Source organism: Rickettsia amblyommatis (assembly GCF_002078335.1).
GTDB lineage: Bacteria > Pseudomonadota > Alphaproteobacteria > Rickettsiales > Rickettsiaceae > Rickettsia > Rickettsia rickettsii.
This window is the reverse complement of sequence record NZ_CP015012.1, coordinates 875,785-891,226: the sequence shown is the minus strand read 5'-3', so window position 1 is coordinate 891,226 and position 15,442 is coordinate 875,785. Positions and strand designations below refer to the sequence as shown.

Here is a 15,442-nt window from a genome sequence, read left to right as displayed (position 1 = left end):
TGGAAGATTCAGATACTTCCTTATAACAAATCTTTATTATAACGTCTAGCGTTTTCTTTATATAAAATAAAAAAGTTTTATTCATCACCTATTTTTAAAGCTGCAATAAACGCAGATTGCGGAATTTCGATATTACCGTACTGTCTCATTCTCTTTTTACCTGCTTTTTGTTTCTCAAGTAATTTACGTTTACGACTTATATCACCGCCGTAACATTTCGATAAAACATCTTTACGTAGGGCTTTAATAGTCTCACGAGCGATAATACGGCTACCTATACTTGCTTGAATTGCTATATCAATCTGCTGTCTCGGTATTAAATCCTTTAACCTTACGCATAATGCCCTCCCCCTTTGCTCGGCACGTGAGCGGTGTACGATTGTGGATAGTGCATCAACCGCCTCTGCGTTAACCAAAATCCCAAGCTTAACAAGTTCGGAAGGTTCATAAACATCCATTTGCCATTCAAAACTTGCATAACCTTTAGAACAGCTTTTTAAACGATCGTAGAAATCGTAAACTATCTCATTTAGCGGTAATTTATAAATTATTTTAGCCCTATTTGCTATATAGCTATGATCGAGCTGCACCCCTCTCTTTTCCGTACAAAGCGATAGTACCGCACCTAAAAACTCATCAGGTACCATTATAGTTGCCTTAATCCAAGGCTCTTCCATTGATTCGATTTTTTGTAAATCAGGCAAATCTGCCGGGTTATGTATCTCTAAGCTCTCACCGTCCCGCATATGAATTTTATACACCACGCTTGGAGCGGTAGTGATTAAATCTAAATCGAATTCCCTACTTAAACGTTCTTGGATTATCTCTAAATGTAACAGCCCTAAAAAGCCGCATCTAAAACCTACTCCGAGTGCCGAAGAGCTTTCCATTTCATACTCAAAACTAGCATCATTAAGGCGTAATTTAGCTAGTGAATCCTTTAGATGCTCAAATTCCGAGCTATCCGTTGGATAAAGACCACAAAACACTACGGGTAAGTTTGGTTTAAAACCCGGTAGAGCTTGCTCACAAGGCTTTTTTTCATCAGTGATAGTATCCCCAACTTTACAATCCGCTACTTGCTTTATAGCCGCAGTAAAGAAGCCGATTTCGCCTGCATGTAGAACATCCGAAATATGTTTTTTCGGAGTAAAATAGCCAACATTCTCAACGGTATAAACCGAGTTAGTAGCCATCATTTTAATACGCATATTCTTACGTAAGTAGCCATCAATAACACGTACTAAAAGAACCACGCCAAGATATGGGTCATACCAACTATCAACAAGCAAAGCTTTCAAAATATCAGCACTACTTTCTTTTGGCGGAGGTAATTTATTTACTATAGCCTCTAAAACTAAATCAATCCCTATACCGCTTTTAGCAGAGATTAGCACAGCCTCACTTGCATCGATTCCGATTATATCCTCTATTTGCTGCTTAACCTGTTCAGGTTCTGACGCCGGTAGGTCACGCTTGTTCAGCACCAGTACAACCGCATGATCATTCTCGATTGCTTGGTAAACATTGGTAAGCGTTTGTGCTTCTACTCCTTGCGTACTATCAACTACCAATAACGAACCTTCACAAGCAGCAAGTGACCTACTAACTTCATAAGCAAAATCGACATGCCCAGGAGTGTCCATTAGATTCAAATAGTAGGTGTTACCGTCTTTAGCTTTATATACAAGCCGCACGGTTTGTGCCTTAATGGTTATACCTCTCTCTTTTTCAATATCCATCGAATCTAGCACTTGCTGGCTCATTTCTCTAGCCTGCAAGCCGCCGCAATGTTCAATTAACCTATCGGCTAACGTAGATTTACCGTGATCAATATGAGCGATTATTGAGAAGTTCCTTATATATTTTTGATTATTCATAATTATTGTGATATAATTTGCATTTGTTTATTGTCTGTTATCCCGCGACTTAATCGCGGGATCTCAGGACACAGTCTGTAATTACAAGATCCCGCGATTAAGTCGCGGGATAACAGACAATAAACCACAGTAATATATAACAAAATCGAAATTTATAACAGGAAAAAATAATGCGAGCTGAAATAGAAAATTATGTAAAAAAAATTGAGCAGTCTTTAGAACTACTTTGGAGGTCACTTTGACGTTGACGCATCAACTGAAAGACTGAACGCGTTAGAAGAGTTAACAGCCGATCCTAGTTTATGGAATGATCAGGCTAATGCTCAAAAATTACTGCGAGAAAAAAGTAATCTAGAAGAAAAACTAAACGCTTTTAATAAACTCAAATCCAATTTAAAAGATGCTTTAGAACTTGAAGAAATGGCCGAAGCCGAAAACGATTTAGAAACACTTTCACAAATTGAACAGGACTTAAAAAATTTAAGCATCATTGCTGCCAAATTTGAAACGGAATGTTTGTTTTCAGGTGAAGCAGACGATAATAATTGCTTTTTAGAGATTAATGCTGGAGCCGGGGGCACTGAAAGCCATGACTGGGCGTCTATTATGATGCGTATGTATTTGCGTTTTGCCGAAAGACTCGGCTTTAAAACCGAAATAATCAATATGATTAACGGCGAAGAGGCAGGCATTAAATCATGCACGATTAGGATAATAGGAAAGCGTGCTTACGGCTGGTTTAAGACCGAAGCTGGCGTTCACAGATTAGTACGTATTTCTCCGTTTAATGCAGCCGGTAAAAGAATGACTAGCTTTGCAAGTAGCTGGGTATATCCCGAAATTGATGATAATATAGCAATTACTATTGAGGATAAAGATTTAAGAATCGATACTTTTAGAGCATCGGGAGCCGGCGGGCAGCACGTTAATACTACCGATTCAGCTGTACGTATCACTCATATACCAACCGGTACGGTAACACAATGCCAAAGCGATAGATCGCAGCATAAAAATAAAGCTCAAGCGATGAAAATGCTTCAAGCCAAACTCTATGAGCTTGAAATGCAAAAACGTACCGATAGCGTTAACGAGCAGAATGCCGCTAAAACCGATAATAGCTGGGGACATCAAATTAGATCATATGTTTTGCAACCTTATCAAATGGTAAAAGATTTACGTACCGATTATGAAACTTCCGATACTAAAGGAGTGCTTGACGGTGACCTTGAAGAATTTGTTTCTGCAAACCTTGCTATGAATGCGGGTGGTAAGAAGTAGTGAAAATCAATGAGCAATTCTTTAAGTAATCAATCATATACTGATTTAATTAAAAATTTAAAACAAGAAATTAGCAAAGCTCGTATTAGCGCCCATTTAGTAGTGAATAAAGAATTGATAGTTCTTTATTGGAATATAGGAAAATTAATTTTAGAACGTCAGAATAAAGAAAAATGGGTATTCAAAATATTTCTGATGATTTGCGTAAAGAATTTCCTGAAATGAAAGGGTTATCATATCAAAACCTTTCTTATATGCGTCAGTTTTTTGCAAAATATAATAATGACAAAATTCTCCAACAGGCGGTTGAAGAAATCCCATGGAGTCATAATATTATTATTTTTTCAAAACTCAAAAATATAAATCAAAGAATTTGGTGTGCACAACAAACCATCGAAAATGGTTGGTCAAGAAATGTATTATCTTTGCAAATTAAAAGTAATTTACATGAAAGGTCAGCGCGAAGAAAGGTATAAATAACTTTCTGTACCTGAGCTACAGTCTGATTTAGCAAGGTTGATTATAAAAGACCCGTATAACTTAGAATTTTTAGATATTCAAGGTAAAATAATAGCACGAGATTTAGAAAATAAATTGATAGATAATATTAAAAACTTTTTATTAGAGTTAGGACAAGGTTTTGCATTTGTTGGCAATCAGTATCATATAGAACTTGAGGGAGCAGATTATTATTTGGATTTAGTTTTTTTTATCACATAAAACTCAAATGCTATGTTGTTATTGAATTAAAAACCGGCAAGTTTAAGCCGGAATATGTCGGTAAACTAAATTTTTATCTTAATTTAATGGATCGCACAATTAAAGATAATTCGGATAATCCTACAATTGGGTTAATTTTGTGCGAAGAAAAACAAGGTATTACTATAGAATACGCTATAGAAGGCATCCAAAAACCAATAGGAGTAACACAATTTAAGCTTACAGCAACATTACCTAAAAAGCTTGAAAAATTCCCTACCCCTTAAGATCTAGCAAAGCTAAAAAACGAATAAATTACTAAAAGTTATTTTTCTTGATATCATGGTCAAGCTTTGGTATGACCTTTTCATATTTCAACCTTATTATTTTTATCGCAACATGAAAAACTATACAATATAAAAACTTTACTACTGCTATTTCTATATTTATTATAGCTATAGCCTCGGTTCTAGGATTTCAGAGTTATCAAAAATTTACTCAAGATAAACATTTTGAGCAGGTAATAACCGATCTAAATAATCTAGAGTTTGATCCTGCTAATGAAAAAATCCACAAGAATTTTATCTCAGAAATACACAATATTTATGTAACCGAAAATCCTAAGATAGATAAGAATATAAAATATGTATGGGTTTTATCCGCAAGACATTCTTATACCAAAATACCTATCAATTCCGATACTCAAAATATAGGGGCTGCAGATAAAGAGGACGGATATAATAGGATGAGGCTTGGCATAGAGATTGCAAGAGAAGTAGCAGCTAAAAAACTTAATAAGCAAATATCTAGCCTAACATATGAAGAATTAAAAAAATACGGACCGATGATTTTGTTTAACGGCGGAGCGTATGATAATAAATTACTACAAGAAGCGCTTGATAAAAATATTATTACCGATTATCCAAAAGAAAATTTTTATACCTTTACGAAAACCAAACCAATACCGGCGGACAATTTAAAACTCTATATAAAGAGCATGAAAACGGTAATATTGACTTAAGTAACGCCGAAATTGCTATTGTTACTCATGCTTATCATTTTCCTCGTGTTAATCGATATTCTGATAACAAACCGAACTTTGACTTCTTCTTTATTCATAACACTAAACCTATAATTTTCTTAGTCGATCGAAAATTTGAAACCATGGGAGTAGATAATGAACTAAAGCAGGAGCTAATAAAATTACCTAACTATATAGAGAAAGGTTTTGTTTCAGAAAAATTAAATGCTAATATTTAGCAATGCTTGATTAATCAATTACTATCTCTCTTGCTGCTTGTTCTTTAATCTCAATACGAGGTAGAATAATAGTAAGTATTCCATTCTTAAGGCTTGAAGAGATATTTGCCTGATTTACATCTTCATATAATGATATTACATAATTAAAATTTTTATTCATATAATTATCTGAATCATCAACTTTATTTTTTTCTTCTATGTTCCCTGTAATAAATAATTTATTACCGTTTACTTTAACCTTAATTTGACTTTTATCAAAGCCAGGTACTTCCATAACAATAATATACTGCTTATCTTTAGTAATAAAATTGCTTTTTATGCTATTAGATTCATAAAGCGGCAATCTATTTTTAAATAAATTATCAATATTTGTAATTTGATTATCTATTAAATATGCTACCTGACGCAGTGGCGTTGCATTACCGGAATCATAATTCTTATTAGCTATTGCAATATTACTAGATAAAATCATAGCTGCTATAGACGGAATATATAATCTTACGCCCTTTAACATAAAACCACCATTAATTTTGTTAGTTATATATTTAAATATATAAAATTATCTATTTAAATTCAAGTCTTACATTTCCATAATTTGCTGAAAGTACGCTGCCCAAAATAAAAACTAATAATCTCCGCAAAAATAGTTTGATCTGCTATGCTCCATAATATATTCAACTAGCAGAGCAGAACTTTTTAACGATTTATATTGAACATATTTAACTCCTCCATACATTGCAAAAAAAGCTATAGGCAAGCACGGGTCTTACCGAGCCATTTAAAGCATCAACCCAACTAACACCTGATTTATAAGTGGAGTAAAGAGAATATTGCTCTGCCATTTCTTGTGATATGGTAAGCTCTGTAAAAGTTTTAGACTGATTAAGTTTGTTATTCGCAATTTGACAGTCTAAAATATTTATCTCGTGTTTTTTGCCGTTAATATCTTTATATATTTTCAAAATTTCAGGAATTATTGAACTAATAAATCCTGTGATCGCCGCAAGTAAAGTAATCATAAATACCTATCTATATAAATTTTAGGATAAGTATAGCAAAGATAAGTCATTATACTAAGAAAGAGGCAAAAAGGGGCAACATGGACTGATTATTTATATCATTTCTACGAAAGCAGGAATCCAGTAAAAAATGATAAAAACACAGCAAACTATATAAAAATTTATTATATAATTAGATTAAAAAACTGGATTCCTGCTTTCGCAGAAATGACATCGAACATATTTAATGATCCATGCAACAACGCCAATAATAGGGAAACTGATCCACTCAACAATTACTTTAAATTAGACCAAATGCGGTTTTTTGCAATATAGAAAAAGATAGTAAATACCGCTAAAAACATCATAACTTTAAGACCCATAGATTTACGATGTTCCATTTCCGGCTCAGCTGCCCATTGTAGAAATACCGCAACGTCTTGCGACATCTGCTCTACACTTGCGTTAGTACCGTCCATATAGGTTACCTGCCCGTCTGTAAGCTGCGGCGGCATTGCTATTTGCTTGCCAGGGAAATAGGGATTATAATGAGTTCCCTGCATCAGCTTAAAATCTGCCGGCGGTTCGGTATAGCCGGTAAGTAGCGAATATATATAATTAGCTCCGTCATGACGTGCTTTTATTATCAACGATAAATCAGGAGGATGGGCACCGTTATTAGCTGCTCTTGCTGCTTGCTCATTAGGGTAAGGAGGTACAAAACGATCAGAGGGAAGAGCGGGGCGGTCAAACATCTCACCGTCATCATTAGGTCCGTCTTTTATCGTATAGCCTTTGGCAATCTCTTTTATCTCGTCATCCGAAAAGCCGATATCTTTAAGATTACGGTAATACAAATGGTTTAAACCATGGCAGACACTACAAACTTCTTTATAGACCTGAAAACCTCTTTGTGCTGCTTCACGATTAACTGTACCAAATACGCCGTCAAACGACCATTTCATCTTTTTTGGATGTAATACTTCTTCGTTGGCTAAACTTAAGCACGAAGTTAGTAGTATGATGATAGAGATAAGTAGTTTAGTTTTCATAAATTTTTTTGAGTCATCATTGCGAGAAAAAATTGAAAATTTTGACGAAGCAATCTCAGGAATTTATTATTATTTTATAAGATTGTCGTGTTGAGATTTTGTCTTTCCTTGCAATGATGTTTTTATTACAGAATAATTTCATTATACAAATCATCCCAATTTATATTTGTTTGTTCTATTAATTTAATTTTTTTGTCTCTTAAACCGGCTTTAATTTGTTTTTCTCTATTTATTGCTGAATGCATAGTTTGATGAATCTCATAAAACACTAAAATTTTGCAATTATACTTTTTACTAAACCCCTTAATTGTATCATTTTTGTGTTGATATATTCTTTTTATTAAATTAGAAGTAACACCAGTATAGAGTATACCATTTTTCTTGTTAGTTACTATATATACTATTGGTTACTTCATAAATTTGTATAATACAAAAAACGTCATTGCGAGCAGCCATAGGCTGCTCGGCAATCTCATGAAATAATAACACACTACTGAGATTGCTTCGCAATGACTTAACTCTTACAACCCCTCCGGCAATGGCAGCGGTTTTTCATATTTACCTATCAGCGGCAGAGCTACTAAGAAATGAAAAAAGTAATAACAAGCAGCAAAACGGCTAATGGTAATATACGGCTCTTCTGCCGGCTGCCCGCCTAAATAACCAAGCAATAAACAATCTGCCATAAATATCCAAAAAGCAATGCGGTATATCGGTCTATAATTGCTACTTCTAACTTTTGAAGTATCAAGCCAAGGTAGTAAGAATAACACAAATATACTTCCGAACATTAATAGCACCCCACCGAGCTTAGACGGCACGGCTCTAAGTATTGCATAAAACGGCAGAAAATACCATTCAGGGACAATGTGGGCAGGTGTAACTAACGGATTTGCCGGAATGTAATTATCGGGATGTCCTAAATAATTAGGTTCATAAAAAATAAAATAGGCAAATATTATGAAATAAACTCCGAAACCGACAAAATCCTTTACGGTATAATAAGGGTGGAACGGAATAGTATCTTTAGGGCTTTTAACATCTATACCTTTTGGGTTATTTGAACCATGCTGATGCAAGGCCACTAAATGCAGCATCACTAAAGCAACAATAATAAACGGCAATAAATAATGCAGTGAAAAGAACCTATTTAATGTCGGGTTATCAACAGAAAAACCACCCCATAACCACGTAACTATGAATTCCCCTATTAACGGAATAGCGGAAAATAAATTAGTAATAACCGTTGCTCCCCAGTAGCTCATCTGCCCCCAAGGCAGCACGTAACCCATGAAAGCAGTAGCCATCATGGTTAGAAAAATGATGATACCGATATGCCAAAGCAGTTCTCTAGGTGCTTTATAAGAGCCGTAATACAAACCTCTTGCTATGTGTAAGTATACGGCGGCAAAAAACATCGATGCACCTACCGCATGAGTATAACGCAGTAACCAACCATAATTCACGTTACGCATGATTCGCTCAACACTATCGAAAGCATGATCAACATGCGGAGTATAGTGCATAGCAAGTATGACGCCGGTGATTATCTGAATTACTAACGCAATACCGGCAATAGAGCCTAAATTCCACAAATAACTAAGATTTTTCGGAGTTTGATAATGACTAAAGTGCTTTAGGAACGCAAAAATAGGAAGACGATAATCTATCCATTCTATAATAGCATTAGGCTTTTTAGGGGTAATATCTTCATTCATAAATAATTACCCGATTCTAATTTTTTTGTCGCTAATAAAAGTGTAAGGCGGCACAGCTAAATTTAAAGGAGCAGGACCTCTTCTAACTCTACCTGAAGAATCATATTGTGAACCATGGCACGGACAGAACCATCCATCATATTCACCTTGATTAGCAAGCGGCACACAACCTAAATGCGTGCAGATCCCGATCGTCACTAGCCAATTATCATGCCCTGCTTTCACACGTGCTTCATCTGCTTCAGGATCAATCAGCTCTGACATTTTAACGGCTCTTGCTTCAGCTATTTTGTCAGGCGTACGGTTAGTGATAAAAACCGGTTTACCTTGCCATTTAACCGTAACTGTTTGACCTACCGCAATATTTGATAAATCAACCTCAATTGATGATAAAGCTAGCACGTCCGCAGAAGGGTTTAAAGAATTAACGAGAGGCCAAAGAGTACATACTGCCCCAACTGCTGCAACACTACTAGCCGTTAGAACCATAAAATCACGACGTGTTGTTTGTTTGTTTTTATTATCTTCAGTATCCGACATATAATATTAAAGTGACATAAATTAACGATTATTATTACTACCGCTTGGGGTATTATTAAGATTATTTAGATTTTCTAGTTCTTCATAAGGATTTATTATAGGACGTTCAGCGTCTGCAGCACTATCTGCTTGTTTTGGCGTAAGCTTATTTATTTCATCTTCTAACACTTTGGCTCCTGTCCCTGCTTCATGCTTATATTCGCCAGGATCACCTAAGCAATTCCAAAAACGAACTAAATGATCCCAACTAGGACCGAGTTTTGTAGTACAATTTTGAGCAACTGCTTTAGTTATATCTAATATCTCGACTGTAGTTTCAGTAAAATAATCTGTAAACCCAATTTTTTTTAAGCCCAATACTGTATAATATATAGTAATTAAGGAAGCAACTGCTATAATTAAATACCATTTAGTTATAATAGACCACAGAAAAAATCCCATAGGATTTGCTGCCATTAACCTTCGTAAAGCCTGCCACATATATTTTGCTCAAAAAAATTTAATAATATTCATCTTATTTTATATCACTACATTAGTAAAAATAAAGCAAAATCACATAATATTATAAATATTTTTAATTAAACAGGAACTCAAGAAGAATGCAATCGGTAAAAATACTAAATTAATTCCTATCATAATAAAAATTAATTGTAAGTTATTATCTTGTAATATTAAACCTGTCATTATAATATTCGGAATTAATAACGGCATGATAAATGTACCGACAAAGTTAGCATTCTTCTTAAAATAACATTGCACGCTACCGGATAACACTACTAAACTACTTGATAACACTAATATCATCCATACACTAATAAAGAAAAATATTATCTCAAGCAAAGTTTGATCAAAAAAAACATAAATAATGGGTAAAATAAAAACCAGCCCTATCGTACTGCTGATAAATATAGCAAAAAATTTAGCCAATATAATTTTTTCATGACTAACAATTGATAATAATAACTCTAAGCTTCCGTCTTCCAAATCAGATTTAAATATAACCGAAGAAAAACCGATTAATGAAATTAATAAACAAATTACCGAAAAAATTAAACCGAATTTGTTAATATCCCTTTCACTGTTAATTAAAACAGTACTAATTATGCAAAATAAAAAAAATATAACTAGATATTTAATTATATTATTAACGCGATTCTGCACTATAAATTCACGCTTAATTAGTACAAATAGACTATTCATAATTATTAAATACGTTGTAAATTAAGTACATAATAGCTGCAACAGTTAAACCTATACCAATTTCAACAATAACTATCGCAATATGCTGAGCAAGTAGCTTATCATTGATAAAATTTGTTAGTGAATAATAATTTAAATAATTATCGTTAAAAAAGAGTGATATTGTTCCTACAATTGCATATATTGCTACACCTAAAACCGCAATACAAAATAGCACGTTAGGAGGAAAATATCGGCTTAATTTTCGATTACCGTAAACTAAATCATAAGCAATAAGGCTAGATGCAAATATAACACCAGCTTGAAACCCACCACCCGGCGAAGACTCACCGTTAAGCTGAATATATATACTATATAAAATTATATAAGGTATTATAAAACTAGTAATATATTTTATTATTGGATTTGTCATCCCGTGGCTTGACCACGGGATCTTGTATCGCCTGCTGTGTCCTGAGATACCGCGATCAAGTCGCGGTATGACAACATCATCAGACTTTCTTGAAAATATCAACAGCACGGCAATTCCTGCAATTAAAATTACACTAGTTTCACCTAAAGTATCATACCCACGATAACTTGCAAGAATAGCCGCAACAAAAGAAGGTACACCTATATCTCTAGGGGTATTTTCGATATAATATTTACTTGAATGTATATGAATAGGAGCATTATCATCACCGTAATTCGGTAATTCTAGCCCCATATAAGCAAGAGTTACTACAAACAATAAACATATTAAACTTGCTGGAATAATATTAGTTCTCTCAATATTCTTTAAATCAGAAGGTAATTTACGCAATAAATTCAAATATACGCATGTTGATAAGCAAGCTCCAAGTGCTGCCTCGGTCATTGCGACATCAGGAGCATCCATAATAAGATAGGATACACCAATTAATAAGCTAAATACAGAAGCAGCAATCACTGCATTTAGTAAATTTTTAGCAAAAATTATTTTTATCGAGATTAAGATCAATAAAAAAACAATTAAGTTAAGTAGGTAATTGCCGAGATCAAAATTTAAAGCTGTCTTTACTGTCATATGGTTGTTAAAATTTAACGTCATTGCGAGGAGAAACGTAATTTCAACGTGGCAATCTTATCAAGCATCCTGAGATTGCTTCGTCAATTACTTCGTAATTTTCCTCGCAATGACGGTGCTATAAGCTCTAATTTTCATAAATAAAGATGCTTTACCAAGTGCATGAGTTGCTACCGGATTTAGTATAAAAATCAATAAAGCCGCTAAAATTAATTTAACAGAGTTCACAATATCTACTTCAATGCACGCAAAACCTATTAAGCAAATAGGCACGCCGAAACTCTCAATAACACTTGCTGCATGTAATTTAGTATAAAAATCAGGAAATCTAAAAAAACCGATGATTCCTGAAAATATAGCAAATAATCCAATAATTACTAATAAAATTCCTATATAGTATAGTGTCATTGTGTTGATCCTTTTTTAGTGTCATTGTGTTGATCCTTTTTGCGTCATTGCAAGGAAATTATAAAATAATTGACGAAGCAATCTCATGCAAAAGTCCTGAGTATTGCCGCACGAACTAAAGTTCACTCACAATGACGTTTTTACTCACCTTGAGCCAAGCTATAACCTGCAACCCCGTCAAATTCAAACAGATTCTCTACTTTGATAAAATCGATATTTGCTGTGCTTAAAGCTTCAAGCAATCTTGTTATATCTAAATGCTTTATTTCTGTGCCGTCTTTATTCATAAAACGACAACACCAATGATCGGAAACAGTTTCAAACCTTGTATCACGAGGCCACAGCTTTAATCCTTTTGACGAGATTGTTTTTAACTCAAAATTACCAAGATCAAGTTTATTAATTTTATCTGCTATATCGTGAGCGGAAGATACATTCATATTCACAAATATATCCGTACCGACCAATTTCTTAACTTCTTTAGTATCAATTTTATAATCTATATTGCTGTCTTGCTTCTCAGCAATTAAGGGATAATCTGCTTTAGGTAGCTTTGTCGGTAACTGTCCTAATCTTTTCGTTACTTCTTCGGCAAATTCTTGTGTACCGACTTTTTTACTAGAACTCTGCTCGTTATATATATCGGCTGTATGAACGCCATCCTCTATAGTTTTTTTCCAAGCATTTTCGATTAATGTAGCGATATCACCCTGCCCTATATGTACTAGCATCATTATTGCAGCATTTAAAAACCCTGACGGATTTGCGATATCTTTACCGGCAATATCGGGAGCACTTCCATGTACCGCTTCAAACATCGCATAATGCTGCCCAATATTTGCAGAACCTGCAAGACCTACCGAGCCTGAAATTTCAGCAGCTACGTCAGATATGATATCACCGTATAAATTAGAAGTTACGATAACGTCAAATATTTCCGGTGTGGTAGCAAGCCTTGCCGTCCCGATATCGATAATATAATGCGCGTTATTAATTTGCGGGTATTCTTTTGCAATCTCATTAAATACTTTATGCAAAACCCCATCGGAAAATTTCATAATATTATCTTTGCTTAAACACGTGACTTTTTTACGGTTATTTTTTACTGCATATTCAAAAGCATATCTAATAATCTTCTCACATCCTATATGACTTATCAACTTCATGGACTCATACATATTATGCGTTTGGCGGTATTCTATACCTGCGTATAAATCTTCCTCATTCTCACGTATAATAGTTAGGTTCAAATTTGGATGTAATGTTCTAGTAAAAGGATGAAACGAAACGGAAGGACGAATATTAGCAAAAAGCTGTAATGTTTTACGAATCGTGACATTTAAACTTTTATATCCTCCACCTTGCGGAGTAGTAATTGGGGCTTTAAGTATAATACCGGTGCGTTGTATTGATTCCCAACTTTCCTCGCTTATGCCTGAAGTATAATGCTTCTTGTAAAGCTTTTCACCTACTTCAATGGTTTCTAAACGAATACGAGCCTCGGCTTTACGTAATATATAAAGCACTGCCTCCATTATTTCAGGACCTATACCGTCCCCGTATGCAATTGTAATTGGTGTAAATTCTGCCATATTAAATACTTTCTTGTTTATGTCATTCCCGCCTACGCGGGAATGACACACAACAATCCATACAACACTATCAATAGTTTATTGTTACTTCTTTTAATCTCTCATTCAACATAAAAGTCACTTCGGAAGTTATATTCAAATTATTTTTGGCATATAAGACTTGAGCACTTGGAATTACCAAATTAAGGTTATATTTCTCGGCAAGTTCACTAATTATTGTAATAGTTGTTTCATGGACTCTACTCATAGCCTCAGCGTGGGCTTGTTCAAGCTTTGTTTTCTTAATCTGAATTTCTTTTCTAACGTGGCTAACTTTTGCATTAAATTCGTTTACTTTATGCTCAAATTCAGTTTCACTTAAATGAGAACGCTCATTTAGCAGCTTCTCTTCCAGTGGTTTAAATTCTGCTTCTTTTGCAGCAATATCCTCTTGAATTTTATTATTAAGCTTTTCGATTTTATTACGCAAATCTTTTATAGCGATCGAACCTTCCAATATAGATTGTACATCAGCAACAGCTACTCTAACTTTAAAATTATCTTCTTTAATGGGCACATTTTGTGCCTCCGTAATCGTTGAGAAATTTATTATGAATATGCATAAACATAATATTCGGTATATCATCCTTGATCCTTTTAGATTAAACGGTGTCGGCTCGGATTGTCACCCCGTGGCTTGACCACGGGATCTTGTGTCACAGGTAGTATCCTAAGATCCCGCGATCAAGTCGCGTGATGACATTCAAGATGACTGGATTCCCGCCTACGCGGGAATGACACTGGAGCAACACCCTTATTAATCTAAGAATAAATAACATCAAGCAATTTGTCTATAATTAAAAACTTAACCTTTACCTAACATTGGCACATTCCCACCTCCCCATGGTGTATATTCGCCATCCGAATAATAATCACTAGAAATAGGTTCAAACGCAATAGCTTTTATTGCTTCAGGACTTAAATAGGTACTCTCTTCATCACTAAGCAAAGGTTCAGTAGCCGGTTCTTCTAGCTCAACATAAATTTCATGCTGTTCATTAAATTCATATAAAAAATTAAAAGCTTCATGAATATGCTCTGTGCCTTTGTTCTTAACCAAAACTGCTGTAATACCATAGTCTTTTGCAGCATTGACATGTTTAATATCATCATCCATGAAAAATACGTTTTTTTTATTAGTTATTTCGGTATTATTAATTATTTCTCTTATATATTCTTTTTTAGTACAATTTTGTATTTCTTCAAAATTATTAGAAGGTAAAGCTGATTTTATATAAATTTTTGCTGCCTCTTCCTTTCCTAGTAACCTTTCTAATGCATATTTTACAGCATGAGGATAATCATTAAATGATGCTATAGCTATTTTATGACCGGATAATATAATATTCTTAAAAAGGCGTGCTATTTGCTCTTCATTTTTCCAACCTAAATTTTCATTATCTAGGAATTTCTCCATCAGCTCTATAGAAAATTTTTGTTCAAGCCTAACTTTTTCTTGCTCTCGTTCTTCATAGGAGCTAAAAAAGCGATTTTGTATATTACGTGCTATTAAACCTCCTAACCTCTCTCCGATATAATTATGCGAATTGTCACAATCAAATATAAATAAAGCTGTATTATCGTTCATTAATTTCTCTTATTTTAAAGTTTAAGAATTCTTAGTAATTTTTATTCTGCAGTTAAATCAATTGCTTTTTCAAGAACTTATATTCCAATTTTGGGTATTTTAGTGTATAATACGAAAAACTATTGTAAACTTGTGAGAATTTTTA

General features: G+C 34.1%; 17 protein-coding genes and 3 pseudogenes. 5 read left to right on the top strand and 15 right to left on the bottom strand.

Translation table 11 applies throughout. The features are described from left to right. Positions 1–77: 77 nt before the first annotated feature. Positions 78–1,880, bottom strand: a complete 1,803-nt coding sequence (lepA, locus tag A3305_RS05020) for a translation elongation factor 4 (protein ID WP_014392012.1) — start codon at positions 1,878–1,880, stop codon at positions 78–80. Positions 1,881–2,050: 170 nt separating this feature from the next. On the opposite strand from lepA, the gene prfB reads away from it, so the two are divergent. The 5 genes and pseudogenes from prfB (at position 2,051) to A3305_RS09545 (ending at position 4,878) form a co-directional block, all read left to right on the top strand. Continuing rightward, positions 2,051–3,158 (top strand): peptide chain release factor 2 gene (prfB, locus tag A3305_RS05015; RefSeq protein ID WP_097920920.1). Its coding sequence is split into 2 segments (ribosomal slippage): positions 2,051–2,119 and positions 2,121–3,158, totalling 1,107 coding nucleotides; the frame shifts between segments, so codons are not numbered across the junction. A 9-nt stretch (positions 3,159–3,167) separates the two neighbouring features. After that, positions 3,168–3,634: pseudogene (locus A3305_RS11520) on the top strand (DUF1016 N-terminal domain-containing protein). A 40-nt stretch (positions 3,635–3,674) separates the two neighbouring features. Next, positions 3,675–3,878, top strand: coding sequence for a PDDEXK nuclease domain-containing protein (locus A3305_RS05005; protein ID WP_050982613.1), 204 nt, complete (start codon positions 3,675–3,677; stop codon positions 3,876–3,878). Then, the gene (locus A3305_RS05000; protein ID WP_041860570.1) at positions 3,875–4,144 is read left to right on the top strand and encodes a PDDEXK nuclease domain-containing protein; all 270 of its coding nucleotides are present in this window, start codon (positions 3,875–3,877) and stop codon (positions 4,142–4,144) included. The genes A3305_RS05005 and A3305_RS05000 overlap by 4 nt, the downstream gene beginning before the upstream one ends. A 458-nt stretch (positions 4,145–4,602) precedes the next feature. Further along, positions 4,603–4,878 (top strand): hypothetical protein, encoded by a 276-nt coding sequence (locus A3305_RS09545; RefSeq protein WP_014392010.1) that lies wholly within the window; start codon positions 4,603–4,605, stop codon positions 4,876–4,878. 249 nt (positions 4,879–5,127) lie between these two features. Here A3305_RS09545 and A3305_RS04995 read toward each other — a convergent pair whose 3' ends face one another. The 14 genes and pseudogenes from A3305_RS04995 to A3305_RS08920 form a co-directional block, all read right to left on the bottom strand. Next, entirely contained in the window at positions 5,128–5,631 is a 504-nt protein-coding gene (locus A3305_RS04995) for an Hsp20/alpha crystallin family protein (protein ID WP_014392008.1), read from the bottom strand. Between the two features lie 205 nt (positions 5,632–5,836). After that, a complete protein-coding gene (locus tag A3305_RS04990) occupies positions 5,837–6,136 on the bottom strand; it encodes a hypothetical protein (RefSeq protein WP_014392007.1) in 300 nt (99 codons plus the stop codon). A 275-nt stretch (positions 6,137–6,411) separates the two neighbouring features. Beyond that, positions 6,412–7,167: a cytochrome c1 gene (locus A3305_RS04985; protein ID WP_014392006.1), complete on the bottom strand. Its 756-nt coding sequence runs from the start codon at positions 7,165–7,167 to the stop codon at positions 6,412–6,414. Positions 7,168–7,292: 125 nt separating this feature from the next. Further along, on the bottom strand, positions 7,293–7,412 hold the full coding sequence (locus A3305_RS10510; protein ID WP_231289076.1) for a nuclease: 120 nt from the start codon (positions 7,410–7,412) through the stop codon (positions 7,293–7,295). A 3-nt stretch (positions 7,413–7,415) separates the two neighbouring features. Next, a pseudogene (locus A3305_RS10505) lies at positions 7,416–7,538 on the bottom strand (GIY-YIG nuclease family protein); the annotation flags it as partial. Positions 7,539–7,688: 150 nt separating this feature from the next. Beyond that, on the bottom strand, positions 7,689–8,885 hold the full coding sequence (locus A3305_RS04975) for a cytochrome b (RefSeq protein ID WP_014392004.1): 1,197 nt from the start codon (positions 8,883–8,885) through the stop codon (positions 7,689–7,691). A 6-nt stretch (positions 8,886–8,891) separates the two neighbouring features. Then, entirely contained in the window at positions 8,892–9,425 is a 534-nt protein-coding gene (gene petA / locus A3305_RS04970; RefSeq protein ID WP_014392003.1) for a ubiquinol-cytochrome c reductase iron-sulfur subunit, read from the bottom strand. A 21-nt stretch (positions 9,426–9,446) separates the two neighbouring features. Then, positions 9,447–9,905: a DUF2670 domain-containing protein gene (locus tag A3305_RS04965; RefSeq protein ID WP_014392002.1), complete on the bottom strand. Its 459-nt coding sequence runs from the start codon at positions 9,903–9,905 to the stop codon at positions 9,447–9,449. A gap of 72 nt (positions 9,906–9,977) precedes the next feature. Further along, the gene (locus A3305_RS04960; protein ID WP_014392001.1) at positions 9,978–10,625 is read right to left on the bottom strand and encodes a heme exporter protein CcmB; all 648 of its coding nucleotides are present in this window, start codon (positions 10,623–10,625) and stop codon (positions 9,978–9,980) included. After that, complete coding sequence (locus A3305_RS04955) at positions 10,618–11,694, bottom strand: DUF4040 domain-containing protein (RefSeq protein WP_014392000.1); 1,077 nt, start codon at positions 11,692–11,694, stop codon at positions 10,618–10,620. Before A3305_RS04955 ends, A3305_RS04960 begins: the two co-directional genes overlap by 8 nt. Positions 11,695–11,757: 63 nt before the next feature. Continuing rightward, on the bottom strand, positions 11,758–12,078 hold the full coding sequence (locus A3305_RS04950) for a Na+/H+ antiporter subunit G (protein ID WP_014391999.1): 321 nt from the start codon (positions 12,076–12,078) through the stop codon (positions 11,758–11,760). Between the two features lie 140 nt (positions 12,079–12,218). Beyond that, complete coding sequence (locus A3305_RS04945) at positions 12,219–13,670, bottom strand: NADP-dependent isocitrate dehydrogenase (protein ID WP_014391998.1); 1,452 nt, start codon at positions 13,668–13,670, stop codon at positions 12,219–12,221. Positions 13,671–13,740: 70 nt separating this feature from the next. Continuing rightward, positions 13,741–14,295: an OmpH family outer membrane protein gene (locus tag A3305_RS04940; RefSeq protein WP_014391997.1), complete on the bottom strand. Its 555-nt coding sequence runs from the start codon at positions 14,293–14,295 to the stop codon at positions 13,741–13,743. 792 nt (positions 14,296–15,087) lie between these two features. After that, positions 15,088–15,297, bottom strand: a pseudogene (locus tag A3305_RS08920) (hypothetical protein); the annotation flags it as partial. Positions 15,298–15,442 lie beyond the last annotated feature (145 nt).

What these genes read in the sequence shown, in the direction of transcription:
- lepA (WP_014392012.1), bottom strand. Translation starts at nt 1,880, where the DNA reads ATGAATAATCAAAAATATATAAGGAACTTCTCAATAATCGCTCATATT.
- A3305_RS09545 (WP_014392010.1), top strand. Translation starts at nt 4,603, where the DNA reads ATGAGGCTTGGCATAGAGATTGCAAGAGAAGTAGCAGCTAAAAAACTT.
- A3305_RS04995 (WP_014392008.1), bottom strand. Translation starts at nt 5,631, where the DNA reads ATGTTAAAGGGCGTAAGATTATATATTCCGTCTATAGCAGCTATGATT.
- A3305_RS04990 (WP_014392007.1), bottom strand. Translation starts at nt 6,136, where the DNA reads ATGATTACTTTACTTGCGGCGATCACAGGATTTATTAGTTCAATAATT.
- A3305_RS04985 (WP_014392006.1), bottom strand. Translation starts at nt 7,167, where the DNA reads ATGAAAACTAAACTACTTATCTCTATCATCATACTACTAACTTCGTGC.
- A3305_RS10510 (WP_231289076.1), bottom strand. Translation starts at nt 7,412, where the DNA reads ATGCATTCAGCAATAAATAGAGAAAAACAAATTAAAGCCGGTTTAAGA.
- A3305_RS04975 (WP_014392004.1), bottom strand. Translation starts at nt 8,885, where the DNA reads ATGAATGAAGATATTACCCCTAAAAAGCCTAATGCTATTATAGAATGG.
- petA (WP_014392003.1), bottom strand. Translation starts at nt 9,425, where the DNA reads ATGTCGGATACTGAAGATAATAAAAACAAACAAACAACACGTCGTGAT.
- A3305_RS04965 (WP_014392002.1), bottom strand. Translation starts at nt 9,905, where the DNA reads ATGTGGCAGGCTTTACGAAGGTTAATGGCAGCAAATCCTATGGGATTT.
- A3305_RS04960 (WP_014392001.1), bottom strand. Translation starts at nt 10,625, where the DNA reads ATGAATAGTCTATTTGTACTAATTAAGCGTGAATTTATAGTGCAGAAT.
- A3305_RS04955 (WP_014392000.1), bottom strand. Translation starts at nt 11,694, where the DNA reads ATGACGTTAAATTTTAACAACCATATGACAGTAAAGACAGCTTTAAAT.
- A3305_RS04950 (WP_014391999.1), bottom strand. Translation starts at nt 12,078, where the DNA reads ATGACACTATACTATATAGGAATTTTATTAGTAATTATTGGATTATTT.
- A3305_RS04945 (WP_014391998.1), bottom strand. Translation starts at nt 13,670, where the DNA reads ATGGCAGAATTTACACCAATTACAATTGCATACGGGGACGGTATAGGT.
- A3305_RS04940 (WP_014391997.1), bottom strand. Translation starts at nt 14,295, where the DNA reads ATGATATACCGAATATTATGTTTATGCATATTCATAATAAATTTCTCA.